The sequence below is a fragment of the Dictyobacter formicarum genome, assembly GCF_016587435.1.
This window is the reverse complement of the sequence record NZ_BNJJ01000010.1, coordinates 1-25,422: the sequence shown is the minus strand read 5'-3', so window position 1 is coordinate 25,422 and position 25,422 is coordinate 1. Positions and strand designations below refer to the sequence as shown.

Below are 25,422 nucleotides of genomic sequence, written 5' to 3'. Positions count from 1 at the left end.
GTTCACGCGTGAGCGAAAAATCGGGCGCAAGACCCGAACCTATGGGTGTCAATCTTGGGCTTGAACATCCTCTCTGCGAGGGGACGGTATCGCTTGTCAAGGGAATAAATCGGGCGCAAGGCCCGAACCTATAGGTGCCATGTTTTTTGATGCGTTTCGATTATCCACGTGATAAAACCTTCAACAACCATGATTCCAATAGGTTCGGGCCTTGCGCCCGATTTTTCGCTCACGCATGAATATGTTCAAGAAATGATATCATGTTTCCATTCATCAAATGGAGCCAGCAATCAAATAGCACAGGTGAAGCAAAAGCTTGTGCAGCTACAAGCCATCTGGCACCACTATCAGAACACGAATCTCTTCTTTGAAGACGGACAAATCAGTGCCGTGATCGACTGGGATCAATCCTACGTGGCACCGCGCGCCTGGGAGGTTGTACGCACCCTCCATTATGTTTGCAAGCTGGATGGCCCACTTTGCCGCATCTTTCTCACAGCCTATCGCGATGTCCTCCCGCTCCCACCAGAAGAATTAGATCTGGCTGCCGCCGTCTATGGATGGATGCGAGGACACGACCTGTGGCACTACGAGGCCATCTACCTGGAAGGAAACCAGCGCGTACGCGCCTTCCTGCAACCAGGACCCTACATACCTTTTGCCCAAAAATGGGCCACCCTGCGAGCTTACCTGTAATGCAGGGGCGGCGCCGCCCCTGCATTACAGGTAAGCTCGCTTCTCGCTCGAAAACGATTTAAAAACGTAGCAGAAGAGAACCGAACGGTATAAGAGAAGAAGAAACCCGTAGGTTCGAGGCTTGCCCTCGATTGCCCCACCGTTTGTGGGGCAATCGAGGGCAAGCCTCGAACCTACGTATCATGTTTCTTCTCACCTAAATGAAATGTATTGCCCCTTGCGGGCGCTTGTTTCCTTGTTTATCTCCGGTGGAGCACCATGGGCAGGCCGCCTTTGGGGCGCAGTGTGATCAGGGGCTCGGTCTGGACGTGGTGTCCAGGCAGCAGGCGAGCGCGCCAGCGTTGGGCCAGGGTGGCCAGGGCTAACTCTCCTTCCATCCAGGCGAAGGCTTCGCCGATGCAGAGGCGTGGTCCACCCCCAAAGGGGAAGTAGGCATACTTTGGTCGGTTGACCCGCGCCTCGGGTGTCCAGCGCTCGGGATCAAAGCGGAACGGGTCGGGATACCAGTGTGGGTCGTGATGCACGACGTACTGGCTCATGATCAGCAGCGAGTTGGCGGGAATGGTGTACTGGCGCACGCGATACTCGTCCACTGTGCGGCGACCAATGATCCAGGCCGGTGGATAGAGGCGCATGGCCTCGGTCAGGACCATCTCGGTGTAGGTCAGCCGTGGCACGTCTTCCACACCCGGCAGGCGACCGGCCAGAACGGTGTCGAGCTCGCGCTGCAGCTTTTCTTCGACCTCGGGATGCTGCGAGAGCAGGTACCACGTCCAGGATAGGGCGTTGGCCGTTGTCTCGTGCCCGGCAACGAACAGAGTCATCACCTCGTCGTGCAACTGGGCGTCGTCCATGCCGCTGCCGTTACCTTCCTCGTCGCGTGCCAGCAGGAGCATCGAGAGCAGGTCACCTTGATCCTCGCCGGAGGCGCGCCGCTCGCTGATAATGCGATAGACGATGGCGTCTAGCCGGACCCGTGCTTCAATGCGCCTCTTCTTGCTCGGCAGGGGCAGGTATTCAAGCAGCGCGTTCAACGGATCAAGCCGACTGGCCCCGCCCATTTGTAGCAACGGCGTCAGCGCCTCGCGTACAGCTGCGGTGTCGTCCTCGACCCGGGCGCCAAACATGGTCTGAGCAATAATAGCCAGCGTCAGACCCATCATCTCCTGCGCCATATCCACCTGCATGCCGTCCTGCCAGCGACCACTAAGGCGCTGCGTATACTCAACCATGGTCTGGGCATAGCTCGCGATGCGCTGACGATGGAAAGCTGGCTGGATCAGGCGCCGCTGCTGTTTGTGGAACTCCCCCTCGCTGCGCAGCAAACCATTGCCTCCCAGCGGCTGGCGCAGAGCCCCTGGCTTACGCATCTGCTGTTGGTGCACCACCAGTACATCCCGAATATTGTCTGGATGACTTAATAGATAGGCATCCTGCTTGCCAAACTTCATATGGGCCACATCCCCATAGGTCCGGGCCAGGTCCTGGAACGCGCTGAGCGGATCAAGCCTCATACGCACCAAAAAGCGTCCATTCTCGGGAAATTGTAGTCCTGGTATCTTCTCTTGAGTGCTCTGCTGTACCATAAACAAATCTCCTCTATCGCCTCAAATGCTCCCTTGAACTACCGCAGACATGTGTACGTTCGTGAATACTACTCCCAGGCAGCGTCAATGGATCGCATATGCTATACTACCCATGAATAGAATATTTTTAGGTTCTTTCCCCTAAACACGATGAAAGTATAGGTTCTTTCCCCTAATTTGTCAAGCTAAGCAAGAAGGTAGATGGAGATATGCAGGCATCAGCAGGTTCTCGTGCCCGGCGCCAGGGCGGAGAGAGGCGCAAGAAGACACGCGATTTGATCCTTGAGGCTGCGCGCACGCTATTCAATGAGCAGGGAACAGCCAATGTGACGCTGGCCCATATTGGAGAACACCTGGGCATCAGCGAAGGCAATGTCTGGTATCATTTCCACACCAAGCATGATTTGATCGTGGCCCTCTTTGCTGAGTTGCAGGCCAGCGTCCAGGCCAACCAGCAAATGGACCTCGACGAGCTGGGTGCGGCCAGCAATCTACGCGGGCTGCTGGTGCGCGGCTTTCAACTGATGTGGGAATACCGCTTCCTCTTCCGCGATCACATTAACTGGGCCACGGCTCAGCACGAGGTCTATGAGCAGCTGGTTACCCTGACCACCCAGGGACACGACTTCATTGAGCGCGTGCTTGAAAGAATGCGCCAGCTCGAACTGCTCCAGATTCAGCCGCAGCAAATCCCTATCCTGGCCACCAACATCTGGATTATCAATCGCTACTGGATCGACTATTGCCAGAGCCGCAACATCCACCACCAGATCACCGAACAGGAGATCCAGGCCGGAATCGAACAGGTGCGCGCACTCATCCTACCCTACTTTACACCCGCCGCCTACCATCTCCTCGCGGACCCGCCACCAACTCCGAATGACACCCCTACGGGGAACAGTATGCCCAGATACTTTTAATGATATGTATATTCGTCAGAAGAATGCCTTTTAGGAGCGAGAATGAGCATGCAATCTCCACAGGTTCCGCCACAAGCTGTAGAGCATGACCGGCTTACGGCTCCACTGCTCTATCTTTCTAGCGAGGAGGTGGGTTGGGAAGGCCTGGTGGCGCAGGCCTTCCATGAGCCAGTGCAGCTAGAGGGTTGGATGGCACCGGCAATACCCGATATTTCTCTGATCCTGTTTGCCGGTGGGGCTATGCGCATGGAGCAGCGTCCCATCAATGGCGCCTGGAGAACACAGTACATTCACCAGGAGGAGCTGATCCTGCGTCCAGACGCGGATATACCCTATGAGGTGCGCTGGCAGGGGCTTTCTGCGACGCCCACGCGGACCCTTCATCTGCAGTTAAGCGCGCAGCTGCTGGCTCGCACTGCCGCAGAGGTAGCGGACGGTGATCCTGCTCATCTGTCGCTGGTGGCGCGCTCGGGCTTTAAGGATCCGCTGCTGACGCAGATCGGTTTGACTCTCTGGCAAGAGTTGGAGCAATGCTCTCCTGCCGGGACCGTCTATGCCCAAACCGCTGCTCAGCTGCTTGCTGTTCACCTTTTGCGTCACTATACGGCGGCGCAGAAAACAATCAAGGAACCGAAATATGGGCTGACGGATCGGCAAATCGGGCGCGTGCGCGATTACATTCAGGCTCACCTCGACCAGGATCTTTCGCTTGAGGCGCTGGCTCAACAGGTGGGCTTCAGCCCTTATCACTTTGCGCGCCTGTTCCGCCGGACTACCGGCGAGAGTCCGCATCAATTCGTTGTGCGCCAGCAGATCGAGCAGGCGCAGCGCCTGTTCAAGGAGACCACTATGCCCCTGGCCCAGGTTGCGCTGGCGTGTGGCTTTGCCAATCAGAGCCACCTGACCCGGGCCTTCAAGCGCTATCTTGGTCTGACGCCGCGCGCTTTTCGGCAGGAGCACACACTTCGCGCAGATTTATGACAAAATAGCACAAATATACAAGATTGTTCCCGTTCCTTCCCGCTATCATACCAATATGATATTGCTAACAACGATGCATAGGCATGTATCGTCAAAAAGGAAAGGAACTGCATCATGGCACTCAACCTCTACATGCTTGGCCTGGTCCCCCAGAATATGGAAAAATCGCTGGCCTTCTATCGTCTGCTCGGCCTGGCGATTCCCGAAGGGAGCGAGGGGCAGCCACACGTCCGGGTGAAAATGAAGGGCGACCTGACCTTCTTCCTCAACAACGGCAAACCATTAAACCTCAATGGCAAATCGGGCGTGATCCTCGAATTCTATGTCAAGGATCGTGCTATAGTGGATGCTAAATATGCCGAGCTCACCGACCTGGGTCACCGGAGCTACCTGCCACCCAATTTCGTCCCAGCCATCAACGCCTACTTTGCCATGATCAATGATCCCGATGGCAACATCGTCATGCTCACCGCCGATTAAACAACCGCAAGGTCAATAATTTCATTTATGAGAACATCGAAGAACCAAACGCACCAAGACGTAGGTTCGACCGCAAGGGTCGAATCTACGGGCCGTACCGGCGGGTCGTGCATTTGTCGCTGTGCCTGTGCTCGTACATGACGACGATGTCACGAATGGCCTGGATAACGCTGGTGGGCTGGTTGATCTGGATAAAGTGGCCGCTCTGGTTGATGATGCGCAGGCTGCTTTCAGGGGAGAGCTGCGCCTGTTCGGTCTGGAGTTGGAGCCAGAGTTGCTGCAGGGTGCCGCTAGAGCTGTTGCCGGCGGCCAAAACTATCAGGGGGACCAGAGGGAAGGCGGGAGCGGCCCGTAATTCGGCCTCGCTCCGCTCAATTGCTCTGGCTTCTCCTAACGTCCAGTCAAAGGCGCTGGAGCGCAGACGCAGCGCTTCAGCGATCGGCTGTACGGTAGAGGGATAACGTGAGGGTCCCGTTTTGGGACGCTGCAGGCGCTTCTGGATACGCACAATACCAAGTCTGGCAAGCAGCGGACTGCTCCAGCAGAAGAGCTGCCAGCGCAGCTGTTGCAGTAGCCATTTTTTGCGGGCTGGCCCGGGCACGCGCTGGCGCTGGTCAAACGGGGAGGCGTCCACCAGGACCACGCCAGCGACTAGCTCTGGATGCTGGCGCGCAAAGAGTTGCATGTGCAGGCCGCCCAGAGAATGCCCCACCAGTATGTAGGGTCCGGGGATGTTGGCGCGCGTCAGCAGGGTCAGCAGTTCATCGACGATGCGCTGAGCACTGCGTGGCTTTGGACCAGGCTCACTCCAACCGTAGCCGGCGCGATCATAAGCGCAAACGCGCGTGAAGCGCGCCACCTCTGGCTGGATATAGCACCAGTCCAGCATCGAACAGCCCAGACCCGAGTCCAGGATCACCGTTGGGCCGCCCTTGCCCATATCGAGATAGTGCAGACGATGGCCGCCGACATCAGCCAACGTACCGGGAGGTGGATAGCGCCGCTGCTCCTGCGCCTCCGATAGCGCCTGATATAGTGTACCTGCGCCCACCGCCATCAAGCCCAGTCCGATCGCCGATCCCATTAACGGCCCAATCCATGACGCAACCCCACGCCTGACTTCAACTTCTTTCAATAGCATAAAGAGCGGCTCCTTCATCCAGCGCACCAGCATGACAATAATCTACAAACAGCGGATCTGTATAATGATACACATCTATCTACAATGCGTTTTCAACTCTAAAACAACTATGATCCATTCTTAGTATACCTTGCCACCCACAAATAGTTCGGCTTCAACCATTTTTTACCACCCCCGTTTTCCTATCGAGGTTAAGAAGAGCTAATATAACAGATTTGTCCATTGTCAGCTGAACTGGCTTTTGCTACGATACACACAAATATAGCCTTTGAAGAGGAAATGTATACATATGGAAACACTATCGATTGAGCTTGTGCGGCCAGAGGATGGGCCGCAGCTGCTGCCGGAATTGATCAGGTTGTTGCAGGAGACCGTGGCTAGCGGCGCTTCGGTCGGTTTCTTGCCGCCATTGGAGGTGGAAGAGGCCCGCCAATACTGGCTGGCAACGTTGCGCGATGTCGCCGACAACTCGCAGGTGCTGCTGGTGGCGAAGAATGATCATGGTCAGTTGCTGGGCTCAGTTCAGCTGGCGCTGGCCATGAAGCCCAATGGACGGCATCGAGCGGAGGTACAAAAGCTCTTTGTCGATCCGTCTCAACGTCGTCGCGGCATCGGGCGGGCCTTGATGCAGGCGATTGAAGAGGCGGCCCGCGCCCAGGGTCGTACCCTGCTCGTGCTCGATACGCGCGAAGGCGATGCGGCAGAACAGCTCTATCGTCGGGCAGGCTATATCGAGGCCGGCCGCATTCCTGCCTATGCCATCAGCGCCGCTGGCACCCTGGATGGCACCATCTACTTCTACAAAGTCCTACCCAGCTTGTAGAGCCATCATGCAAAAAAAGCAAGCTGTGAGTAAAAACGCGGCAAAAAGAAGGAGGCCCGGCCATTCGGCTGAGCCTCCTTCTAACTAAGTCCTACCTGGACTGATCAGGTGTTGATAGAGACGGTTGCAGTCATACCTTGAAAGAGGGCGTTGGAACCAACACTACTACCATCAATGGCTATGACGACAGGATATCTGATGCTCGTCTGCATACCAGGATAACCGACGCCATTGGGAGCAATCAGGATAACGCTGCCCGAGAATTGGTGATTGCCATAGGCTTTAAGGGTAAAACTGACTTTCTGCCCGACGCGCACTTTGCTAATATCAGCTTCGTCTACATAGGTTAGAACCCGGCTTACGTTGCTTGCATCCGTGAGCTGAATAAAGGTGAGACCACCATGCTCACTTTGAAGTTCGATGCCACCGGCGGGAACAAAGTTGGTTAGCGCGCCAGGCTGACCACCAACGCTTCCGATAACCGCAGTCACGACTCCAGGGTGGGGTGCCCTCAAGTCTAGCAGATATAGCTCCTTTTCATGAACGAGCAACGTTGCCAGCGCGGTACGATACACGAACTCGTCAATCGTCAGGTCACGAACGGCACGTGCTATTTCGGGATCAGTCCTGGCTACGTCAATGTTATCAGCAGCCTCAACGATCAATCCGTTGTTGGCAGTCAGGGCTACGTCGGCGTTGGCTTTTGCCTGCCGTAGCGCCGCTCGATCTTTTTCAACCGTACCTTGTGCTGTTATCACTGCCTGGTTGGCAGCTGTCTCCGCCGCCCGAAATGCATCCTGAGCAGCTTTGATACACGAAGCTTCCGTACTACTCACCGAGTCCCCGTTGTCATTATTACTAGATGACGCGTTGTCATCACTACTAGACGACGTATCGCTAGCTGAAGGCGACGAGGTCGAGCTTGATGCAGCTGCCTGGCAAGCGGCGATCGCATTGCTTTCCGTTTGTCTGGCCGATCTTATCGCGGCTTCGGAAGCTTTCATCACGGCATCTAGCGTCTCCTCATCCTCCTGCAGTGTAACCTCGGCAAAATGGATATTCGCCGCCGCCTGTTCTCTTAAGGCCCGGCGATTGTTTTGTTCTGCCCTCAGCGTGTCCTGAGCCAAAAGTACCCTGAAATGGGTGTTCGTAATCGCAGTCGCTAAACGCGCCTGGCCAGCATTCACCTCAACGCGAGCGGCATCGACGGCGACCTGAGCCTCACGGACCTGCTCGGGAATGTTATTGTAGCCCAGGTGGGACAGCACCTGATTTGCCACTACATGCTGACCTAGATTGACATAGATGTCACTGATCAAGCCACTGACAGTTGAGCTGAAAACCAGGTTATACACCGGCGCCTGCAGAAATCCTGGTGCACTGACCGGTGCAGCTAATATACCTCTCGATCCCTCCCTTCCTTGAAACCCTGAAGCCCAATGCAATGGCCCCAATAGGATGCCGATCAGAAGAACGCCAAAAAGGATCACGGAGATCCCGATGACCTTTTTAGGATCTCTCCATCTGTGTCGTCGCACGGGTACTTCGTTCGTGGGTACTATCTGTTCAGTTGCCACATCTGGTGCTGAACTTGTTGGTTTAGTAGGTGTTTGTATCATGCACCGATCATCTCCTTATTGAAAAAGTTGTCACCCTGGCAAGAAAATGACCTCTTGTACGACAGACAAACGCATAAACAGAAAACTATATAAATGGCGTACAGTGCGGCATTTCAGCTTTAGTATATAGAGGCCCTGAATTGACCCCCCTGGATGCACGCTCTGGCAATACATTTCATTTATGTAAAAAGAAACACGAAACCCATAGGTTCGGGGCTTGCCCCCGATTGCCGCCCGCCGCAGCGTGGCGGCCCTGTGCCATCGTCGTTCGGCCGCTCGTGGCGTGACATGGTGCCCAAAAAGGAATCTTCGCTTTTGGGCACCGCGTGGGCCGAGGTGATGGGCAAGAAGGGACCTCAACGCTGGGATACGGGGCCCCACAAACGGTGGGGCAAATCGGAGGCAAGCTCCGAACCTATGGGTTTCGTGTTTCTTCTTGCATAAAAGAAATGTATTGCTTCTTACGGGCGCATCTACGTGTTTTATTTACGCCTTTCCCATGGGATAGGGGGATTGCATCGATGAGATAAAATAAAGAACATATCTCACATTCTACTAGTTAAGTCTATCTCTGCGGCATACATGCGCTGATAATATATTTGCGCTCTTGTACGTGTATTGATTATGTTCCAAATGTAGGCACATGCAATGGTTCTAGACCATTATGAGAGAAGAGCAGGTAGCAATGTTAGAAACACTGGATTCTATTCCCTGGCAACAGCTCCAGCACGCCTATGGAGACGCCAGCGAGGTGCCTGGTTGGATTAAGGATCTTTCCTCTCCCAATAAAGAGATTCGCCAGCAGGCATACAACCATCTGGGGAGCAGCGTCTATCACCAGGGCACGGTGTATAGCTCAACGGCCTCGATCGTTCCGTTCTTTTGCGAGTTATTGGATGATGAGCAGGTGGTGCAGAAGATCTGGCTCTTACAGTTGTTGGTCTCGATCGCCCATGGCTCGTCTTATCTGGATGTCCATTATCGCCGCCCGGAGGAGCGCAATACGCCAGAGTTCCGGGCCCGGCTGGCTGAGGAGATCAAGTGGGTCAGGGCGGCTAAGGAGGCGGTGAGCGCGGGCTATCCGACCTATCTGAACCTGTTGCACACCGATCAACCTAAACTGCGCGCTATGGCGGCCTGGACCCTGTCATGCTGCCGCTCTCATGCGGATGAGGTGATTCCAACCCTCAAGGATCGCTTGAAGCATGAGGATAAACAGTCGGTGCGCGCCTCCATTATGATGACGCTGGGCCGGTTGATGCCGGCCATTAAGGAGACGCACGATTACTTTATGCATCTGCTCAAAAAGCAGAAGAAACCGATGCTGGTGATCACGGCGGCCCTGGCCTACGCTTTGCTGGCGGAAGAAGATACGCCACGCCAGGTGGTGCATACCTTGCTTGAAAGCTATGAGCAACCGCTCGAGGCCAAAGCGAAATTCGCGGCCCTCCCTTTCACTGATGTCAACATAGATGCCACGATCAGCCGGGCCTTTTGCGCCATCGGCTTCTCTATTGCCCCTCTGGTCATTCCAACGCTGATCAAAGCGCTACCCCACTGCGATGCCCTGAGTAGCGTGGTCCTGGTCGATAACCTGCTCTACCTGGCCCTGGAGGGACGCACCCTCAGAAAAGAGACTACTATCGATAACCTCTCTGATATGCAGAAAGAGGTGTTGATCGCGCTCGTCAAAAACAAACATATCTGGGAAAGCGGCAACATGTGCCTTACAGTTGGTCATTACTTCCCGCCACAGAACGGCCTGGAATTCTCGATGTGGAAACGCGAAGATATCGCGCGCTTCCTCAAAGGTAAGTCCATCTCCTCCAACGAAAAAGACCTTGAGCAAACTGATCAGCACCCTTCAAATTTCCATATTTGAGGAGCGAAGCAAGAAAGAATCAGAAGAGGCTGACTGGCGGCATTCCTCCCACCCCATGGTCCTTCTGGGGTATGCCATGCGAGCGCGCGGGCTCACCTGCGCGCTCGCATTTGACACGATGTCGCGGTCCGTCCGTAGATGCGCTCGCAAGGGGCGCATCTACCTTTCACCCGAAAAGAACACGGCGTGGCATCAGGCATTAAGCAGGGATAGAGTAAACCAGAAGGTTGATCCTTGTTTGGGTTCACTCTCGATGCCAACCAGGCCATGATGCATAAAGCTCACCCACAAAGACGGCTTGCTAGGGAATATTTAATAGCCGCGCCGCCAGGTGCTATAGAGGCCGGCGCAGCCCAGGATGATGGCGCAGATACCAACAAGGCTAAACAGGCATTCATTGGTGAAAGTATACAATACCGCGACCCTCGGGAGCGTATAGCCGATAATGTATATTGCCAGAACAACTAGCACAAAAACAATCAAGATATTCTCGTTCGGCCAACGTTGGAACATGGTCTCTATCCTTCTACTGTTATCCACGCCAATATGCTTGCTCTATCTATTCTTCTGTTAATACGCGAACAACCATATTTTCGCTTCACTGCGAGCACTTCTTCATCGTATCACTTTTCCCACCTATCAACCGGCGTATGTCTATGCACCTCCACGCAGGAAAAGATAGTGCACACCGGCAGCTGATTTCTCGCAGCACCTATTGCTCTAACTTATTCACGTTGAGATCTCCACAATGGTGACAATTACAGTCACTCGATTGGTACAGGCGATCGCCCCCAGATCCGGACGCGATCAGGCCAGGAGAGCATATGCGTTTTGACATCTCTGCGATTTTATGACATTCTTGTAGACAGAAAAGCATATCAATACTGAACTCATCACAGGAGCAAACATTGGGCAATTCCTTTATAAGGTAGCATCTTCTGGTTCTGGCCGGTCAGCAATACTGCACGCCGGCATACGCTTCTACATGCGCCACGTTCGGCTGGCGTTCTTTCTCGTGCCCGTGCCCCCCCTCGACTCCGTCCGGCGAAACTTCTCTGTTGCACGAAAAGCTTTGTTTGGAAGGGGCATTCTCTCATGGGTCAAATCCGTATCACGCCAGAAAAGGGTTCGGCGACTCAAGCTGCCCGGCCGCTATGGCGCAACTTCGATTTCTTGCTGCTCTGGAGCGGGCAGCTCATATCGACGCTGGGCACCAATATCTCGCATCTGGCGCTCCCTCTGCTGATACTGGCACTTACGCATTCGCCGGTGCAGGCTGGACTGTTCGCGGCCGTGCGCCAGTTGCCCTATTTGCTGATCAGCCTGCCCGCAGGGGCGCTGGTTGATCGTTGGGATCGCAAGCGAACGATGATTTGCTGCGACCTGCTGCGCTGGCTCGTGATGGGTTCGGTGCCGCTGGCCTTTGCTCTGGGCCATCTGACGCTGCTTCAACTCTACCTGGTGACCTTGATCGAAGGAACCGCCTATGTGCTCTTTAGCCTGGCGCAGATCTCTGCGCTGCCCCACGTGGTGACGCCGGAGCAACTGCCGCGCGCATACGCGCTGGATACCACAACCGAGTACACAGGCACGCTGCTCGGTCCCAGCCTGGGCGCCTTCATCATCGGCCTGGCACCGGTCGTGCAGGTCGGAGCCATCATCGGCTACCTGGTTGATAGCTTCTCTTACCTGCTCTCAGGACTCTCGCTGCTGCGTGTGCGCGCCTCATTCCAGGTCGAACGCGCCAGGAACAGGGCGCCGCGCCGGCTCTATCACGAGATTGCCGAGGGGCTGCGCTTCCTCTGGCAGCAGCGCGCGCTGCGTCTGATGGCCTTGCTTACGGCGCTGGTCAATTTCTTGCAGAGCCCACTGGATCTCGCGCTGATCATCCTGGCGCAGAACCGGCTGCATCTCAGCGTACAGTTCATCGGCCTGATTTTCAGCGCCGGAGGCGTTGGTGGCATTCTGGGCGGCCTGCTCGCTCCCTGGCTGCATGAGCGCCTGCGCAACGGGCAGATCCTCTCTGCCTCTCTGGTGGTCTGGATCTGCGCGGCGCTGTTGCTGGCGCTCGCACCCTGGTCCGCCGCGCTTCTGATCGGCAAGTTTCTGTTCAGCGTTAGCTGGCCAACCTATGCAGTGGCGGTCGTCGCTTATCGTCTCCGCCAGACGCCCGACGAACTACAGGGACGCGTCAATAGCGCGTTCCGCAACATTACGTATGGCAGCGAACCGTTCGGCTCAGCGGTAGGCGGACTCCTGCTGGTCGCGCTCAGCGCCCAGGCCATATTTGGCTTGATGGTTGCTGGCCTGGCTGGTGGTCTGCTGCTCGCATGCTGCACCCGACTGCGCAAGATCTAAGCGCCAGGGCTTTAAGGGAGATGCCCACCATTGATCCGATGGGCGCCTCCCTCAAAAGTTTATGGTCGATAGGGGAACTTTTTTCTATGTTCATTCGTCTTCTCTATGTAAGGAGAATGCGATGATGTCAAACAACCGTTCTGTAATAATTTCTATCATGATCTTGCTGTGTCTAAGCATGCTGGCCGCCTGCGGCAACGCGAACCAGAACAGCCAGAAGGCTTCGCAGCAGCCTCCTCAGGGTCCGACAAAGCCGACGCCGGTCCCTCGTAAACGACCGCCGCATCGCAAGATTCTGGTTGACCCGACACCGACGCCGCAACCCAATCCACAGCCGGGGCAGACGCCGACGCCCGGCAATCCCAACCCGAACACACTTCAGCTCGCTATCGACAAAACCAGCTATACACGATCAGATGCGATTACTGTAACCATCACCAATGGCCTGGGGCACAACATCTACCTCACCACCCCCAGAACAAGCTGTACCCTTGTCCAGCTAGAGATGCTGGCCAATGGAATCTGGAACCCGGTCGGACGCTGCGTCGATGTCGCGGCCACGCCCACCCTACAACTACCAGCCGGCGGCACGACTCGCCAGATCATCCAGCCCCAAAACTCCTATGGCCTGCGTCACAGCGTCACCAGCTGGCAACCAGGCACCTACCGCCTCAGTATCAGCTACAACCCGACCTATGATCCCGACACCGTTGGCGGAACCCAAAACGCAACATCAACCATCTTCACCATCACATAACCAACCATAATTGATAAAAATATCAAAAACTCCATATGATAGCCAACGTTATCGCTCGTGAAATAAAAAATCGGGCGCAAGGCCCGAACCTATTGATATCATGTTTTTTGATTCATTTTCGAGAAATATGCATACACGTGCCAATGATGGATTATTTTTTAAAAATTTATGATATAAAACGTACAATATATATGATAACAATAGGTTCGGGCCTTGCGCCCGATTTATATATCCTTGGCGAGCGAAAGTGCTCCCTTGCCTCGATATGTTCCGCATGATACACCTTCCCCAAACACGAAACGTATCCCCGTAGGCGGCATAGGATTGCGGCCTTTCTAAACACCTTTATCTCATGAAACGCAGCAATCCGGCCTTGCGCATGCCGCCCTGTTGGCGTACGCCTGGTTCCTAAAACACGTCAAACGCCAGGATTTCCAAAAACTCTTGCTCCATGCTGCAACGTTTCTTACGTGAACAGGGCGGCACGCGCAAGGCCGGATTGCTGCTGAGTTTATCCCGTTTGGTTGACGAAAAGACCGCAATCCTGTGCCGCCTACGGGATACGTTTCATGTTTCGGGCACGTCCCATCATGCCGGGATACATTTCATGCTATTGGTACATTTCATCATATTGATATTATTTTCGTGTGATGTGAACATTACATAATGTAGCGATATTTTTCGTTTTTCATGCATATTACATCATGCGGTGATACCTTGTCGTGTTTGGGGCATATTGTATCACGTCCGGGGACACATTTTCGTGTTGCAGGAGCCTTCATATGATGTGCATTTTTTCCACTTCACCATATTGACAATGATTTATGTCCATATTTGTGCTTTGGTTTACCCATACAGAACATAAATGATCTTCGTTGACGACCAAAAAAGGTAGCAAATTAGCAAAAGTTACATAATCGTATATCCTTTGGAGTAGGGAAATTCTATTGACAATTCGTGATTATATTGACTTTTATGAATTAACAATGTATGCTTAGAGACGCGTGAGTATTTACGGTGCTTTGTGCCAGGGGCACCCTTACCATTGTTGCTGTCGCGCTTCCCTTACCGATTGATGCGTCGGGGGATAGCATCAGTCACTCTATGATTAGTTTTTGTGACGCGCGTTTTTCAAATTATAAGCTGACATGCGTACATCTCCTTGTAATCATGTTAGTTTCTGTGTCAGATCAATAGATAATAATCAATATATACTTGACCTGTCTGCCTGTGTTCGCCAAGCATGGCAGAGACATCAGGTAATAGCGGTTATTTAGAAATATGCCGGCGCACAGCAATATCTATCCCCTCCATTTTCAAACCGCAGGTTCGGAAACGAAAACACGGAGGTTATGACTCGCATGGCTCGTTCCTCTCTATTACGCCGGTATAGTATCTTTGGCATTTGTGCTGTGGCAATGCTGGGGATCTCGGCCTTTCTGATTCCATCGGCGGCTGCCTACCCCATTCAGCCGAACTTTAATCACTTTCTGTATACCAATCATGACGATTTTCTGTATGACGATAATGCGCAGCCGGGGACCGAAGGGGCTGCGCTGGCACAGCAGGCGTACGATGATCGTGCCTATCCACACAAGTTTATTGATGCAACGCAGGTTAACAATGCCTACAACGCTAACCAGGCGCTCGCAACCCATCCGGTCCCGGTTGATTCGCCCGATCGCCGCGGCCGTTCCTGGCAGTTTGCCGGTCCTTCGGATCCCGAGGCGGTAAGCCAGGCGACCTATACAGGTCACCCAACGACGGTTTCTGGTCGTGTGACGGCGATTGTGGTCGCCAACGATTGTAATGCCACGGTCTGCCGCATCTGGCTGGGCGCTGCGGGCGGCGGCATCTGGCGTACAGACAACGCTCTGGCCGCCAAACCGACCTGGAAGTCGGTCAACAATGGCATTCGCTCCAATGCTATCGGCTCGCTGGCCCTGGATCCCAATGATCAAAGTGGTCGGACGATCTACGCTGGTACGGGCGAGGAAAATGGTTCCAGCGACTCCGAGGCCGGTGTCGGTCTGTACAAATCCACTGACTTTGGTGAGCACTGGCAGCTGGTGCCTGGTAGCTTCCCGGCCGCCAAGGATCGTTCGATCGGCTCGGTGGCGATCGATCCTACCAACGCGAACCATATCTATATCGGAACCGATGTTGCCCGTCACGGATCATCAGCTTCGAATGGTGGTCGCTACTCTCCTCCCGGCGCTCCTGTGATTGGTCTGTACGAATCTAAGGATGGTGGTCTCACCTTCTCGCTGGTCTTCAGCAAAGAATCAGATGTAGTCAATCCAAATAGCCCGAATGGCAGCGACTTCTTCCGTGGCGGCGTGAGCAAGATCCAATTCAGCAGCACCGGCCTGCCGGCTGGCGTTGCCCCACAGGTCTACTTCTCGGTGTTTGATTATGGCGTCTATCGCTCGGCCAATGGTTCGTTTGAGCAGATTTTTGCTTCAGCGGGCGGCGGCACCGTAGCGAATAGCTTAAGCGCACGCACTGAGTTCTCTCTGGCTCCGATGGGCCAGAAACTGCGCATCTATGTCGGCGATACTGGCGCTTCTCCAGCGGATTTCTACCGTGTCGATAACGCCAATGTCCCGGCCGCGACCCTGACCAATGGCACGAGCAATCCTGGCTGGATCAAGCTGTCCAATCCGGTACCTGGCACACCTGGCTTCGCTTCCTACGATTATTGTAGCGGCCAGTGTTCCTATGATATGCCGGTCGCCTCACCTCCAGGACGTCCCGATGATGTCTGGATCGGTGGTCAGTTCCAGTATGGTGAAATCACTCCGACTGGCGCGCCTTCCAATGGTCGCGCGGTCCAGCGTTCAACCAACGCCGGCGCGAGCTTCACCGATATGACCAACGACAACACCCAGTCACCACCACTGGGCATGCACCCGGATCAGCATGCGATCGCCTTTGATCCTAACAATCCCGACATCGCCTTCCTGGGCTCTGATGGCGGCCTGGTCCGCACCAGCGGCCAGTTTGCCGACGCCAGCAGCGAATGTGCCAGCCGTGGCCTGACCGGCGCCAACCTGATAGATTGTCAGATGTGGCTCAAGGCCATCCCAACTCGCATCTTCAGCCTGAACAATGGCCTGGGAACAATCCAGTTCCAGAGCCTGACAATCAATCCACAGGATCCCAAACACGATGTGATTGGTGGCACTCAGGATAACGGTACCTTCAACACCACCTCCGATCCTATGACCTGGACGCAGAACGTCGGCGGCGATGGGGGTCAGTCCGTGATCGATGCAGGCAATCCCAATATTCGTATGCATACCTACTATGGCCCACAGGGTGATGTCAACTTTAAGAAGAACGATCCCTCAGGCTGGGATTGGTGGGGTGATCCGCTGATCACCAGTAACGAGGCTGCCTCCTTCTATGTGCCGCTGATTGGCGATCCCAAGATCAGTCAGACCATGTTTGTTGGCATGGAACATGTCTGGCGCACTCAGGACAGTGGTGGTCCGCAGGCTTACCTGGATAAGCACTGTAACGAGTATACCGGCGACTTTACAGTCACCTGTGGCGACTGGGTGCCGATAGGCAACAACCTGGTGAACTCCACCTATGGGACCGATAAGTCCGGTAGCTATGTGGTTGCCATTACGCGCGCGCCCAGCGATAACCAGACCATGTGGACCGCGACCCGCCGTGGACGTCTGTTCATTTCCTTGAATGCGAATGACGCTGCCAGTGCGGTGGCCTTTACCCGTCTGGATACGTCAGCACAGCCCACTCGCTTTATCAGTGGCATCGCCGTTGATCCCAAGGATAAATATCATGCCTATGTAACCTATTCCGGTTACAATGCCTATACGCCCACGACGACCGGTCACGTCTTCGACGTACACTACAATCCAACCACCAAAACCGCGACGTGGAAGGATATCAGCTATGACCTGGGCGATCAGCCCATCACAGGTGTAGCGTACGACAGCGTCACCGGTGACCTGTATGTCGCCACCGACTTTGGTGTTGGCCGCCTGAAATCCGGTCACAACCACTGGCGCCCGGCGGCTAACGGTCTGCCGATCGTCGCTGTCTACAGCCTGACCATTTCCGATTCCGGCCGAGTCCTCTACGCCGCCACCCATGGTCGCGGCGCCTGGCGCCTCGACCTCTAACCCGGCACCTGGCACCACAATACTCATCGGGCCCCGACTCAACGTTGAGCCGGGGCCCTCTTTCTTCTCTATAACCCTTCCCACAAAACACGCAATGAAATCGACCAGAAGGATGCTTGACACATGTTGTTAGCATCCCTTGCGCATCAGGTAGCCTTCGTTCAGCCAATTCTCTGTTGATTCCTCTTTAAGAGCTCTTGCTGGCGTGAACGGTGAGGTCTGTTGGAAGATGAGCCGAAGCTCGATAAGCAGCCTCGATGTGGACGTTGTCCTTCGCCAGGATCACATCAAGCAACTGGAGGGCCTCCATCCGACTTTCTTCTCCCCAATCGTCCCTGAAACACACGTTGTGGGCACACTCAATCAGATCTTGCACGACCCGCTCCCAGAGGAAGTAGGTGAGCGCCATCCAATCGATCTCCACCTGTCCGTACCCCTGAAAAAACGCAGCGGCGTGTGGGTTCCTGACAAAAATGAAATCGCGCTCTTTGGGTACCAGCATCACCTCATCCCAATCGATCACAAACACCCGGCCCGCTCGATCACGGATCATATTTCTTGCGTGCAGGTCGCCGTGACAGATGACGAAGGGCAAGGTTCGCGACCGCAGCACCTCTGCCAGCTTTTCCAGCGAGGTCAGCACCGTGTGGATCATGGATTGATGCGCTATCCAAGAAGAGCGAAGAGCCCGCTGAGAGGCACTTCCACGGCTCGACTCCTGGACGTGTTGTGCCTCAAAGGTCCGTACCCATCGGGTATACCCGCTGGGATCAAAGCTCTCCTTGCGCAGTGACTCAAAGCCGACAGGTGGCAGCATGACCTGGTGGATCCGTTGGAAGATGGTTCCCACCTCCCTCCACTGCTCGTCCGTCATCCCCGTCAAGCTGCTATCTCCCTCGTGAAAGGGGTACAGGATCACGGTCCAATCCGAGAGCACGGTCCACAAAGCAGCGCTTCTGGTAGGAATGGGAGCCACGACGGATGTGATCTCTTGATCGTAGAGATAGCGAGGAACCAGATACCGTGGTTCGTAGTGCGGTCTCGACGTGGCTTTGAGCAAATAGCCCGTTCCCTGCTCGCTCACTGCACGATACACCCCGGCGTCATAATCATGTCCCAGAGGAAGAAATTCAAGTGTGACGGGGTTCAGATTATACTGGTCGTGCAAACAGGCTCGAAGCTGTTCCTCTAGAATCCTCGGAGATTTACGCATAGTTCGGCTCGTCCTATTCTATCTTTTCTTTCAGTACTGCTCAAAGCAATAGATGTTCCCTCTTTAGGGGAACGGAGATCTATTTCTATATTACAATACATGAGTCTTAGTGAGCCACGCAAAGTTTTTCGTACAAAGGGGATGAATTAGCTATGTCCACAAAATGAGGTATTGAGATTGCCCGCAACACGTCACGTAACTCCCTCCATGATATTACTTTATATAATCGTTCAATTGTAAACTATTGCGTTGTCCACCATGCTCATATTATTATTAATATATGTACGAAAATCACGTTCAATGGAATGGCACGTGATTATATTAGGAGGAACCTGAATATGGCTAAGAAAGTCATCTACTCTCTCCTCGCCTGTTGTCTCCTCTATTTTTTGCTCCAGTCAGTACAGCCTAACGTTGTCCATGCCAGTTCCAACGACAATAACGTCGAATGGAATGGCCTATTTAGCGACCAGGGTCCGTTGTACGATAGTGCGCTTGAACCTACATGCTCAACCGCAATTACGCTCTCAATGAGAACCTTTCACCAGGACATTACGAGCGCGAATATCAAGTATTATGATACCGCTGATAGTAGCTTCCACTGGGTTCCGATGAGCTGGTCCAATAATGATGCGACGATGCGTTTTGACATCTGGAAGGGAACGATCCCGGCCAGTTGCTCGATCAAGTATTATCGTTTTCAGATCAATGATGGTACGGCCACGGCCTGGTATAACGCTGCCGGCCCTTCTTCGAGCGAGCCGTCCAGCAGCGATTTCTATATCTTACCAAACTTCTCGACGCCACAGTGGGCCAAGAATGCCGTGATGTATCAGATCTTCCCTGATCGCTTCTACAATGGCAATACCAGCAACGATGTCCAGACCAACCAGTATAGCTATCTGGGATACCCAACCGAGCACAAAGCGTGGGGATCGAGTCCGGTCGCCGATAGTGGTTATTCAAATAGTACGGTCTTCTTCGGCGGCGATCTACAGGGTGTGGATCAAAAGCTTAGCTACATCAAAAATACGCTGGGCGCCAATACCATTTATCTCAATCCAATCTTCACCTCGCCTTCCAACCACAAGTACGATACTCAGGACTACAACAATGTCGATCCCTCGCTGGGCGGCAATGCGGCCTTCAGCCAGCTGGTCAGTGATATTCATAGCAGCTCCAATGGTCCGGCCGGTCATGTAGTGCTGGATGGCGTATTCAACCATACCGGGACCTGGGACCAGTGGTTCAATGAGTACAATACCTATCCTGGCGTCACCGGCGCCTACCAGAGCCAGAGCAGCCCCTACTACCATTACTATACGTTCCAGCAATGGCCCAACCAGTACTCCACTTTCCTTGGCTATAGTAGCCTGCCCAAACTGGATTATGGCTCAAGTGGTTCAGCAGTGCGCAATGCGATCTATGGCACGACCAGCTCGATCGCGCAGAACTGGATTCGCCAGTATGGAGTGGATGGCTGGCGCCTGGATGCGGCACAGTATGCCGATGCTGGTGGCAACAATGGTAGCGACTCCACTGATCACCAGATCTGGCAGGAGTTCCGCAATGGCGTCAAAAGCGCGAACTCGAATGCTCTGATCTTCGGCGAGTACTGGGGCAACGCCAATGCATGGACCAATGGTAGTCCCTCGCAGTGGGATAGCGCCACCAATTACGATGGCTTTACCCAGCCTGTCTCTGAATGGATTACAGGACAGGATTACAATGGCAATGCCGCCTCGATCGGCGTATCGCAGCTCGATAGCTGGCTCCATGGCACCCGCGCCAACTATCCGACGCCGGTGCAGGAAGTAATGCCGAACTTCCTGTCGAGCCATGATATTACGCGCTTCGGGCAGCGCGCCGGCGGCGACATCTGGAAGACCTACCTGGCCGCCTTCATCCAGATGACCTATGTTGGCCTCCCGACCGTCTACTACGGCGATGAATATGGCATGCAGGGTGGTGCCGACCCCGATGATCGCCGTACATTTGATTGGAGCCAGGGCAGCACAAGCAACTCGGCCGTCGCCCTCTTCCAAAAACTGATCTCGATCCGCAACAGCTACCCGGCGTTGCGCACAGGATCATTCATTACCCTGGCGACCGATGATGCGAACAAGATCTATTCATTTGGACGTATGGACCAGACCAACCGCATCGCCGTCGTACTCAACAACGACACAACCACGCATACCGAAACCATCCCCGTCTATCAGTTAAGCGTCACGGACGGCAGCCAGCTCACCGACAAAGTCAGTGGCCAGGTCTACACCGTCCAGAACGGCCAGGTCACCGTATCCGTCCAGGGACACTATGGCGCCATCCTGGTGCAATAGACGTTCTCCTCATCTAACAAAGCTTCCCGTGCGTTTCCGCGCGGGAAGCTTCCCTAACATCCCAATTTTCACAACCACAGCGCTAGCGCGTCCGCCCTACGTTTTTGTCAAAAGGATGCGGCTTCTCTGGCGGGCGCAGCGCCGCTTGCCACTTCTCGTCCGCGACGTATGTGGCGCCTCTCAATCTCTCTTGCCAGGTACATCGCTCCGATTCCCAGCAGCAGGTGCACTATCTGAACCAGCCAGTGCAGATTGCCCACAAAGATTGACGCTTGCACCAACCCAAACGCTGGAAAAATGAACGCATAGAGTATGCCAGCAGCGGCCAGCCACCGGGTCCCGGGACTGAAAATTACTACCGCCCCCAGCGCGAGCAATAAGATGGCGCCTATGGCACCAAGCAACTGGTGAACATCGCGAAAGATTATCTCAACCATGCTATTCACATGTACACTGATCACGCTGATCTGCATTATCCATATCATCAGACCAAGCACCATAGCGGCCATCAGGGCCAGCCGCCCAATCAACGAGATGATGTGAACTACCTTCATAATGATTTATCCCCTTTTAAGCGCGATATGCATTTTAATCGACAACAAGCCCCAATACATTTCATTTATGCAAAAAGAAACACGAAACCCATAGGTGCTGGCGAGGATGTTGGGAACATCATCTCCTTGCCCCAGCTTGCCGCCCGCCGCAGCGTGGCGACCCTGTGTTATGATCATGCCCCCGGCATGCTCGTCATGCCCCCGGCATGCTCGTTCGTCGTTCGGCCGCTCGTGGCGTGACACGGTGCCCAAAAGCGAAGGTTTCTTTTGGGCACCACGTGGGCCAAGGTGATGGGCAAAAAGGGACCTCAACTCTGTGATACAGGGCCCACAAACGGTGGGGCTAATCGGAGGCAAGCTCCGAACCTATGCATCGTGTTTCTTTTTTGGTGCTTTTGCCTATATATTGCATTTATAAATGAAATACATTTTCCGCAAGGGACGCACCTATAGCCTGCTGTACTCTACAAGGAAACGCCGTACGCCTGACATCATGTGTTCCTCGAAATGGACCTCCTGGAGGCCATGCTGGAGGAACTGGTCAAGCTCAGTGCGCGCCAGGTACCAGGGAGGGCCATCAGTCGGCTCGTCCGGCTGACGACCATAGCAGATGATCAGCAGTGTGCCACCGGGCGCGACGCACTCAGCGATGGCCGCGATGGCATCCGCGTGCATGTGTGGCGGAATCGATTGAATCGTGAGGGCATCAAAGACGAGGTCAAAAGCCTGCCGAAAAGTGGCGGGCAGTTGAAAGAGATCGGCCACCTGGTAATCAACGGCGGATGAGGGGAAACGCTGGCGACACCAGGCAATGGCGCGCGGCGAAATGTCGAAGGCCGTCACCTGGAGATCCCGCCGGGCCAGCATCTCCGCATCATCACCCAGACCACACCCAACGACCAGCGTACGCTGGTGGACGCGCAACTGCTGCTCTAACCAGGGCATCAACAGCGGATTGTTGGTCTGCCTGGCCCAGGGCACATTGTTGATATCGTCTCCAGCATGTGTATAGACAGCCTCGAACCAGGTCGCAGGCGAATCGAAAGGACGACGTACGGCGGGATTGACCGACCGGCGGTCGGTTGGCTTCGTATTAGTATCCATACTATTAAATTTTCATTTCCTTCACTATGGCTCTCCAACCAGAAGCGTGAAGAGCCTGCTAATGATCAAACAGATTGATAGTGTCTTGCAGGAGCGCATATAACTTGTTACAATGAATTTAACATAGTATATGTGAAGAAAACAAGTACGCAAATTTTACTGACATAGTCATAAAAATCATACTATTGAGGAAAAGGCCACATGAAGCAATTACAGAGCATCGTCTGCCCGGTCGAAGTAACTCTCTCGATCGTGGGAGGAAAATGGAAACCTCTCATTGTCTGGTATTTGCTCAGTGCAACCAGGCGCTTCGGCGAATTACGGCGGCTCATGCCCGATGTCACCCAGCAAATGCTCACCATGCAGTTGCGCGAACTAGAGCAGGCAGGAATACTCCACCGAGAAGTCTATGCGCAGGTACCTCCCAAAGTCGAATATTCCCTCACCGAGCTCGGACGCAGCCTGGAGCCCGTCATACTCCAGCTAGCTACCTGGGGCGGATGGTACTGCGCCCAACAAGACAAAAAATGTCATCACCCCGATACCGACCCGGCACACGTTTCTTAAACACGTATTTTACCGCGCTAAAGCGCTGTATTTATCGAGATCTCGAGGTGAGATTTTTCACAATTTCAATAGGTATACTGCTATTCAATTGACAAGCACCTATTTAATAGATTATACTCCGTTTATGAAACAATCAACGAGATCAAAGGAAGAAAAGCGCTCATATCGTTCGCCGATGCGTCAACGCCAGGCTGAGGAGACGCGGCAGCGCATCCTGGGGACAGCCCGCAGTTTACTGGCCCGTCAGGGCTATGCGGGGATGACCATTGAGGCTATCGCGGAGGCAGCTGAAGTCTCGCCAAAAACGGTGACGGCGGTCATCGGCTCTAAGCGGGAACTGCTCGCTGAACTTGTGCGGCCAGAAGCGTTTGATGAGCCGATACAGCAACTACTCACCCGGTTGCGCACTATCGAAGATCCGAGACAGCGCGTCGAGCTGGTGGTTACGATTTCCAGGAGCGTCTATGAATCCCTGATGCAGGAATTTGAATTGCTGCGCACGGCAGGTGTTGTAGCCGCCGAACTGGCAGAACTGGCACGCCACATCGAGACGCGACGTCGAGGACGCCAATCCTATTTGATTACAGATCTGCACAAGCGTAACGCACTACGCACAGGTCTGACATCAGAAGAGGCCCTGGATGTTCTGTGGTCGCTGACCAGCTACGACATGTACCGCCTGCTGGTAGTAGAACAACGCTGGTCCACAGCACGCTACGAAACCTGGTTGAGTACTCTTTTGATCGACCAACTGCTACAACCTATCAATGGATGACACAGTCAGCCAACGCTGAGACGGCATGGGGCCGCACAAACTCTGTGTTCTATGTTCATAGTTCAGGAGGAACACCTATGACTACAATGGCTACAGAAAGAGAAAGTACGCAACCAGGGGCAGCGTCGCTAACGAGGATATTGCTGCTCTGCGGAGCCATCGCCGGTCCATTGTTTCTCTTTATCGTGCTCATTCAAGACTACACCCGTCCTGGTTTCGACCCGCGACTCGAACCGCTTAGCCTCCTCTCGCTTGGTGACTGGGGATGGGTTCAGATTGTGAACTTTGCACTGGCTGGCGTGCTGAATCTGCTCTATGCCGTTGGCCTCTGGAGGCGATTACACCCCGGAAGGGCCGGAACATGGGGGCCAATCTTGATCGGTGCATATGGACTCGGCCTTATTTTGGTCAGTGTCTTTAGAACCGACCCCTCCAATGGGTTTCCGCCTGGAGTTACGGCAGCAACACACCCTTCCTGGCACGGTGCAATCCATGCCCTTGGCGGCCTCTTTGTCTTCGTTATGCTTGCGGCAGCGCTAGCAGTATTCGTTCGGCTATTCCTGGCATGGAAACAGCGTTGGTGGGCTTTCTATTGCCTGGCGAGCGCCGTGCTTATTCTATTCATTTTTTTTACGGGTTTTACTAATGCAGCATTTATGGCGCGAACCTTACGGCTTGCAACGTTCATCGGCTGGATGGCCGCATCCATGATCGCCATTAAGATTTTATACACCCCGGCCACTACTGATGAGCGGAAACATGACATCGTCTCTTGAACCTTTTCATGCTTGAGCAAAAAATCGGGCGCAAGGCCCGAACCTACGAGGGAAGGTGTTCGTGCGTGGAGGAGAAATCGGGCGCAAGGCCCAATACTTTCAACTTAAGCACTTTTGGGATGTGGTTTGGATGGCACCTTGGATCGTTGTGCGGATTCCTGTTGTTCAGCCAAGTCTCGAACAACAGGAACCACAAACGTGAGATAGGTGTCCGTCTTCTCAAATGGCCGGGGCGCTGGCGTCCCTCGCTTTTTGGGTTTGTGTTTGTGGTAAACTTGCTTGATTTCCCGCCGATTGCTGCGCAAACGCGGGGGAGGCAAGACATGGTCGCCAATCGCTTGCACCATCCGTGTGAGAATGAGCTCTCGGTCTTCCAGACTCCGGGTCGCGACCCGCTCGATGCGGCGGCGCAGGTGCTCAAAGGCGTTCACACAACTCAAGGCCCGAGGATCGTGGCCTGTCCGCTCCCCGGCTTGTACCATCCAAAAACGTAGCGCGTAATGCGCCAGCATCAACCCATACATCTCTTGTTTGACTCCTTCCGGGGTCTGCGATCGCAAGACTTTGATCTGCTCATGCAGCACACATTTGAGCTCCCGGATCATCAGTTCCACCTCCCAGCGTTGCTGATAGAGCTCGATGAGCTCGCTGGCGGGATAGCGCTTTTCGTCGAGCAAGGTGGTGACCAGTCGGT

The 25,422-nt window shown here is 54.2% G+C and carries 21 protein-coding genes; 13 read left to right on the top strand and 8 right to left on the bottom strand.

The window, feature by feature from the left end; translation table 11 throughout:
• Positions 1 to 318: 318 nt before the first annotated feature.
• Positions 319 to 696, top strand: a complete 378-nt coding sequence (locus tag JMI88_RS18100; protein ID WP_201363337.1) for a phosphotransferase — start codon at positions 319 to 321, stop codon at positions 694 to 696.
• A gap of 239 nt (positions 697 to 935) precedes the next feature.
• Here the strand turns inward: JMI88_RS18100 and JMI88_RS18095 are convergent, their stop codons facing one another.
• The gene (locus JMI88_RS18095) at positions 936 to 2,282 is read right to left on the bottom strand and encodes a cytochrome P450 (RefSeq protein WP_201363336.1); all 1,347 of its coding nucleotides are present in this window, start codon (positions 2,280 to 2,282) and stop codon (positions 936 to 938) included.
• 209 nt (positions 2,283 to 2,491) lie between these two features.
• Here JMI88_RS18095 and JMI88_RS18090 point away from each other — a divergent pair, with 209 nt between their 5' ends.
• The 3 genes from JMI88_RS18090 to JMI88_RS18080 all read left to right on the top strand — a co-directional run bounded on the left by JMI88_RS18090 (position 2,492) and on the right by JMI88_RS18080 (position 4,663).
• Positions 2,492 to 3,202, top strand: a complete 711-nt coding sequence (locus JMI88_RS18090) for a TetR/AcrR family transcriptional regulator (RefSeq protein ID WP_201363335.1) — start codon at positions 2,492 to 2,494, stop codon at positions 3,200 to 3,202.
• A gap of 42 nt (positions 3,203 to 3,244) precedes the next feature.
• On the top strand, positions 3,245 to 4,183 hold the full coding sequence (locus JMI88_RS18085; protein ID WP_201363334.1) for an AraC family transcriptional regulator: 939 nt from the start codon (positions 3,245 to 3,247) through the stop codon (positions 4,181 to 4,183).
• Between the two features lie 114 nt (positions 4,184 to 4,297).
• A complete protein-coding gene (locus tag JMI88_RS18080) occupies positions 4,298 to 4,663 on the top strand; it encodes a VOC family protein (protein WP_201363333.1) in 366 nt (121 codons plus the stop codon).
• An 85-nt stretch (positions 4,664 to 4,748) separates the two neighbouring features.
• On the opposite strand, the gene JMI88_RS18075 is transcribed toward JMI88_RS18080, so the two are convergent.
• Entirely contained in the window at positions 4,749 to 5,804 is a 1,056-nt protein-coding gene (locus tag JMI88_RS18075; protein WP_201363332.1) for an alpha/beta hydrolase, read from the bottom strand.
• A gap of 304 nt (positions 5,805 to 6,108) precedes the next feature.
• Between JMI88_RS18075 and JMI88_RS18070 the strand changes: the two genes are divergently transcribed.
• Entirely contained in the window at positions 6,109 to 6,627 is a 519-nt protein-coding gene (locus JMI88_RS18070) for a GNAT family N-acetyltransferase (RefSeq protein WP_373323896.1), read from the top strand.
• Between the two features lie 104 nt (positions 6,628 to 6,731).
• Here the strand turns inward: JMI88_RS18070 and JMI88_RS18065 are convergent, their stop codons facing one another.
• Positions 6,732 to 8,246: an HlyD family secretion protein gene (locus tag JMI88_RS18065; protein WP_201363330.1), complete on the bottom strand. Its 1,515-nt coding sequence runs from the start codon at positions 8,244 to 8,246 to the stop codon at positions 6,732 to 6,734.
• 685 nt (positions 8,247 to 8,931) lie between these two features.
• Here JMI88_RS18065 and JMI88_RS18060 point away from each other — a divergent pair.
• Positions 8,932 to 10,128 carry a HEAT repeat domain-containing protein gene (locus JMI88_RS18060; protein WP_201363329.1) on the top strand — a complete coding sequence of 399 codons (1,197 nt, stop codon included), beginning with the start codon at positions 8,932 to 8,934 and terminating at the stop codon, positions 10,126 to 10,128.
• A 312-nt stretch (positions 10,129 to 10,440) separates the two neighbouring features.
• Here the strand turns inward: JMI88_RS18060 and JMI88_RS18055 are convergent, their stop codons facing one another.
• Complete coding sequence (locus JMI88_RS18055) at positions 10,441 to 10,641, bottom strand: hypothetical protein (protein WP_201363328.1); 201 nt, start codon at positions 10,639 to 10,641, stop codon at positions 10,441 to 10,443.
• Between the two features lie 582 nt (positions 10,642 to 11,223).
• On the opposite strand from JMI88_RS18055, the gene JMI88_RS18050 reads away from it, so the two are divergent.
• From JMI88_RS18050 to JMI88_RS18040, 3 genes are all read left to right on the top strand, one after another.
• Positions 11,224 to 12,486: an MFS transporter gene (locus JMI88_RS18050; protein ID WP_201363327.1), complete on the top strand. Its 1,263-nt coding sequence runs from the start codon at positions 11,224 to 11,226 to the stop codon at positions 12,484 to 12,486.
• 121 nt (positions 12,487 to 12,607) lie between these two features.
• Positions 12,608 to 13,243, top strand: a complete 636-nt coding sequence (locus JMI88_RS18045) for a hypothetical protein (RefSeq protein WP_201363326.1) — start codon at positions 12,608 to 12,610, stop codon at positions 13,241 to 13,243.
• 1,361 nt (positions 13,244 to 14,604) lie between these two features.
• Positions 14,605 to 17,397 (top strand): WD40/YVTN/BNR-like repeat-containing protein, encoded by a 2,793-nt coding sequence (locus JMI88_RS18040; RefSeq protein ID WP_201363325.1) that lies wholly within the window; start codon positions 14,605 to 14,607, stop codon positions 17,395 to 17,397.
• A 187-nt stretch (positions 17,398 to 17,584) separates the two neighbouring features.
• Here JMI88_RS18040 and JMI88_RS18035 read toward each other — a convergent pair whose 3' ends face one another.
• Positions 17,585 to 18,610 (bottom strand): phosphotransferase enzyme family protein, encoded by a 1,026-nt coding sequence (locus JMI88_RS18035; RefSeq protein ID WP_201363324.1) that lies wholly within the window; start codon positions 18,608 to 18,610, stop codon positions 17,585 to 17,587.
• A 338-nt stretch (positions 18,611 to 18,948) separates the two neighbouring features.
• On the opposite strand from JMI88_RS18035, the gene JMI88_RS18030 reads away from it, so the two are divergent.
• Entirely contained in the window at positions 18,949 to 20,952 is a 2,004-nt protein-coding gene (locus tag JMI88_RS18030) for a glycoside hydrolase family 13 protein (RefSeq protein ID WP_201363323.1), read from the top strand.
• Between the two features lie 107 nt (positions 20,953 to 21,059).
• On the opposite strand, the gene JMI88_RS18025 is transcribed toward JMI88_RS18030, so the two are convergent.
• Entirely contained in the window at positions 21,060 to 21,506 is a 447-nt protein-coding gene (locus JMI88_RS18025; RefSeq protein ID WP_201363322.1) for a hypothetical protein, read from the bottom strand.
• A 447-nt stretch (positions 21,507 to 21,953) separates the two neighbouring features.
• The gene (locus tag JMI88_RS18020; protein WP_201363321.1) at positions 21,954 to 22,610 is read right to left on the bottom strand and encodes a class I SAM-dependent methyltransferase; all 657 of its coding nucleotides are present in this window, start codon (positions 22,608 to 22,610) and stop codon (positions 21,954 to 21,956) included.
• 201 nt (positions 22,611 to 22,811) lie between these two features.
• Here JMI88_RS18020 and JMI88_RS18015 point away from each other — a divergent pair, with 201 nt between their 5' ends.
• The 3 genes from JMI88_RS18015 to JMI88_RS18005 all read left to right on the top strand — a co-directional run bounded on the left by JMI88_RS18015 (position 22,812) and on the right by JMI88_RS18005 (position 24,728).
• Positions 22,812 to 23,177, top strand: coding sequence for a winged helix-turn-helix transcriptional regulator (locus tag JMI88_RS18015; RefSeq protein ID WP_201363320.1), 366 nt, complete (start codon positions 22,812 to 22,814; stop codon positions 23,175 to 23,177).
• A 124-nt stretch (positions 23,178 to 23,301) separates the two neighbouring features.
• Positions 23,302 to 23,952, top strand: a complete 651-nt coding sequence (locus tag JMI88_RS18010; protein ID WP_201363319.1) for a TetR/AcrR family transcriptional regulator — start codon at positions 23,302 to 23,304, stop codon at positions 23,950 to 23,952.
• Positions 23,953 to 24,029: 77 nt separating this feature from the next.
• Complete coding sequence (locus JMI88_RS18005; RefSeq protein WP_201363318.1) at positions 24,030 to 24,728, top strand: DUF998 domain-containing protein; 699 nt, start codon at positions 24,030 to 24,032, stop codon at positions 24,726 to 24,728.
• A 104-nt stretch (positions 24,729 to 24,832) separates the two neighbouring features.
• Here the strand turns inward: JMI88_RS18005 and JMI88_RS18000 are convergent.
• Positions 24,833 to 25,422: transposase (locus tag JMI88_RS18000; RefSeq protein ID WP_201363317.1), on the bottom strand; the 590-nt coding region annotated here is incomplete at its 5' end.